This window comes from Sphingobium sp. AS12 (genome assembly GCF_019097845.1).
Classification (GTDB): domain Bacteria; phylum Pseudomonadota; class Alphaproteobacteria; order Sphingomonadales; family Sphingomonadaceae; genus Sphingobium.
This window is the reverse complement of sequence record NZ_JAHRGM010000054.1, coordinates 1-3709: the sequence shown is the minus strand read 5'-3', so window position 1 is coordinate 3709 and position 3709 is coordinate 1. Positions and strand designations below refer to the sequence as shown.

The 3709-nt window shown below is 56.3% G+C and carries 6 protein-coding genes; all 6 read right to left on the bottom strand.

The features are described 5' to 3' along the window. Positions 1-113: transposase (locus tag KRZ98_RS18190; protein WP_254798569.1), on the bottom strand; the 113-nt coding region annotated here is incomplete at its 3' end. A gap of 186 nt (positions 114-299) precedes the next feature. Then, positions 300-776 (bottom strand): hypothetical protein, encoded by a 477-nt coding sequence (locus KRZ98_RS18185; RefSeq protein ID WP_119750431.1) that lies wholly within the window; start codon positions 774-776, stop codon positions 300-302. A 146-nt stretch (positions 777-922) separates the two neighbouring features. Then, a complete protein-coding gene (locus KRZ98_RS18180) occupies positions 923-1501 on the bottom strand; it encodes a DUF4142 domain-containing protein (protein ID WP_254798685.1) in 579 nt (192 codons plus the stop codon). A gap of 401 nt (positions 1502-1902) precedes the next feature. Next, positions 1903-2460, bottom strand: coding sequence for an ABC-type transport auxiliary lipoprotein family protein (locus KRZ98_RS18175; RefSeq protein WP_254798687.1), 558 nt, complete (start codon positions 2458-2460; stop codon positions 1903-1905). A gap of 137 nt (positions 2461-2597) precedes the next feature. After that, the gene (locus KRZ98_RS18170) at positions 2598-3527 is read right to left on the bottom strand and encodes an MlaD family protein (protein WP_024020666.1); all 930 of its coding nucleotides are present in this window, start codon (positions 3525-3527) and stop codon (positions 2598-2600) included. Then, positions 3527-3709 (bottom strand): hypothetical protein (locus KRZ98_RS18165; protein ID WP_217674844.1); only part of this gene is annotated, 183 nt, incomplete at its 5' end. The genes KRZ98_RS18170 and KRZ98_RS18165, both read right to left, overlap by 1 nt.

Here is a 3709-nt window from a genome sequence, read left to right as displayed (position 1 = left end):
ATGTCGTGCCGCCGTGCCACAGCCAAAACGCTGGCCCCAGGCGCAAAGGCTTCTGCCAAAATCTGCAGTCGTTCCTCGTCGCTCCAACGCCGCCGCCGTTCCGGCCCGGTCATTACCGTTATCTGCCCCATGAACCGCTCCTAAGCCTACTCTCGAGAGCATTCTTAAGAGCAGTCCACTACCTCACGACAAGGCGGGCGCCGCCGGATGGATACCCATTACCCTGCAATGCCATAGTTCAAGAGAAAATGCGCAGCCTCACACAGAGGCGTCGAATTCAATAGCGTCAGCTTTCGTCGCTAATTTTTGCTCCCCGGACAGCGCCGCGCGAGCGCTGTTCCACGAAGAAAGCCGCGGCGTGCGAAGCCGGCGTCAATCGCTGCCGCCAGGCGTCTTTCGGCCGGAGCTGCGCCCGAAATCTCCCGAACTAAGCCCCGAAACGGTATGATTGTGTTAACAATAGTTTTCCCTCCAGCCTCGGCCAGCCGACCAGCCCTGTTCTCTTTTTTGTTGTTGCCGACCGCAAAATCAGGTCCGAGGACGCTATCGAGCTCCGTAGTTGCGGCCTTGATCTGCGCACAGGATTTCAAGCCGACGAGACCATATGGATTTTCTTGCGCTCTTTCCAGAATAGCTGGAATTTCGGTTTTGGCCGCGCCAATATCTTTCGCCGGCTGCGTGACGATTTCCCGACCGCGGTCAACTGTCTCATCTTTTCTGGCGGGTTGCTCGGGGGTTTGTGCAAGAGCCGCCATGGCAAAAACAAGTATCATCATCCGCCCAATATCCTGACGACAAGGTTGAAAGCATAAACACGACCGCTGTGGCGTTCGCTGTTACCGCGCTTGAAATAACAGCGGCTGCCCGCCAGGGCATGACGATCATATTGAGTGGCGCCCGTGAAGAACGGGCGCCACTATGATCATTGACCGCCGGTCAATGCTGAAGGAAGAAGTGCCTTCCCATTGGTGAGTTCCTGCTCAAGTGTGGGAACGGCGGTTCCCGCGACTTGCTTCAAGGCTGGGTCGGTGCCGTCTTGCGCATAGCCTTTGTTGATGGCCCATGCCGCCTGTAGTACTTGGGCGGACTGGGATAGATAAAGATTATCGAAGCTGCCGCGCGGCGTCTTCTGTAGCAGCTTCACGAGTGCGGCTCTGTCGGAGGAAAGCGATGACGATGGCGCTTTTATTGTCCGCTGATCGTTGCGCAGCGCGGCCATGAGTGCTTGCTGCGCGATTTGCGCTTCGGTCTGAACACGTTTGGCAAAAGCCTTCACATCGTCACGCTGAGCCTTGGTCACGGCGAACTGCGCTGCTTTTATTTGATAGAGGTTCGCATCCGATGCAGCCATCACAAAGGCTGGCTCATTCTGTCCAGCTATCGGTGTTGTGCCGGTATCCATGCTCGACATTGAACCTGTGTTTGTTGGTGAAACAGCTTGGGCGAGAGCCCCTGAACCTGAAAGCGCTAGCGCGCCTGCGGCCATAATGACTTTCAGCATAATACCTTCTCCGTAGAATAGATTTCTAGCGGTCAAGTGGCCGCATCACGTTAAGCGTGACGACGTCGTAACGATGCTGTTGGATAATCGTTCCACCATCGCCCGCATTGCATAAATTAAATTGTCAAATGAGTGTCACTTAAATCGACAGCGGACTGCATTTCATAATCCGATAGAAATATTAATCATTACGAGATTTGACTTATCACATGGTCGATATGCTATCGCTTATTAATACGTAGAATCCGGGATTATACTATCTTGCTTACTCTGGCTCCGATCGGGTCAGCCCTTCAGATAAAAACAAAAACTCGTAGATACCTACGAAGATATCTGGCGCATGGCGATTTTGTACATGCTTTCGCGCCCTAAGATTGTAGAGATCGGCGACAAGTTCATGATCAATTTATCCCCTGCTTGCGTTCCATTCGATCCTTCGATGTATCAAGCGCGCGCTCCGTGGAATGCTTCCGCGCTGTTTGCGCGGACCAATCCGTCAATTCTGTGGTTGAGCGAGCTACTGCACGATCGAAAGCGGCGACTATCCCACTCGTGGTATTTGCGGACGCTGGCTCCTGCACCAAGAAGCGCTTGGCCTCAACGGGACGACGATCAGTAAGGTCAAACAGGGTTGCATCGCCTTCGATAATGACAATGGGCGGTGCTTTTTCACCCCCATCTAGGGCATACCGTGCTTCGAATCGCTCGATATCAATCTGCATCGCATGCGATGCCCCGGTGGCATTTCTGACGCCCGTCAGGCGCACGTCAGGTGCCCGCGCCGCATATTGACGCATCAGCGCCTGGGTGAAAAGATCGGGGACCGGCGCCACCCAACGAACCCCCTTAAGGTAGAGCGCACGTTCCCCCCGCGTGGTGAGCATGCGATCGCCCTCTACCTCCTGCGAGAACCGGGGGCGAAGCAGAGATACAGAGCGAGTCGGGAGCGCACCCTGCATCCCGGTGACGGACGTGGGCTCGACCACGCCAAACCTGAAAAGGTCAGCGCGCTCGCCGCCGCCTAGCAGGTTTCCACAGCTACCCAGCAGCAAGGCGCTCGACAGAAGTGCAAAAGTCCGATTCCTGGTTGATAATGTCACTTAGGCAACTCCAGTTCAGCACCCCGGCTTTTGGCCAGAGCTTCGCGGGGACTTTGTCGGATCCCGCGAATTAGTCCGTCCAGCGATTCAGCTGTTTCTTGCAAGGTCAGCATGGTCGCATTGATATTAGGGATCGTGGTCGTACCGATATCGGCGCTTTGCGTGTCGAGTTTGGCGATCACGCCGCGAGCCTCATGAACTGCCGATTTGAGTTCGTTTGCCGCCTGGGAGATATCGGCGAAGGCGCGCTTGCCATCGCCATCGGCAATCTGCCGAACGGCCGAGGCCGCGCCCTGAATATCGTCAGCCGCCCGATCCAGTTTGGCGAGCGCGGAACCGGCATGGGCGAACATGGTCCGATTGGCCGCCAGTTCCGCCGTAGTCATTCGGACATCGCGAATGGCACCGCCGATGTTGGCGATATTACGATCCGAAAGGACCTTGTTCACACGGCTCAGTGCCTCGGTCGCGCTTGCCACCACCTGTCCTCCGCCTTGCAGCAATGAAGACATAGCGTTGGGCTTGCTGGCGATGACAGGCCGCTTACCGTGATCATTGGTCTTGAGCAGCGGCTTGCTCGGCGTGCCCGCGCTGATTTGAACGATGCTGACCCCTGAGATGCCCTGACTTTCAGAGGATGCGACCGAATCTTCGCGCACCGGTGTCCCGCGCGTCAGTTCGATATCCGTGATCACACGGTTGGGGTCGCGCTGGTCGAGGCGGATTCCGCCGATTTCCCCGACCTTGATGCCGTTGAACTGCACTTCGCCTCCAACGCTTAAACCTCTGACCGGCCCATGAAACACGATCTGGTAAGAATCACTTCCTTTGGCCGAACCGCCGAGCCAGACCACAAAAACAAGCGTGGCGATAAGCAACGCGATGGAGGCGGCGCCTACCAGAGCATAGTTGGCATGGCGTTCCATCAGCTTTCTTTCTCTTTTTTCGCGGCACGGCCGCGCGGTCCCAGAAGATAGCTCCTGAAGCGCCCCGGGTTTCCAGGAGGCTCCAACTTGTGAGAAGGAGCATCCGTTATGAGCAAGACAACCAACAAATTTTCACCTGAAGTCCGCGAGCGGGCGGTTCGTATGGTGGTGGAGCAGCGGGC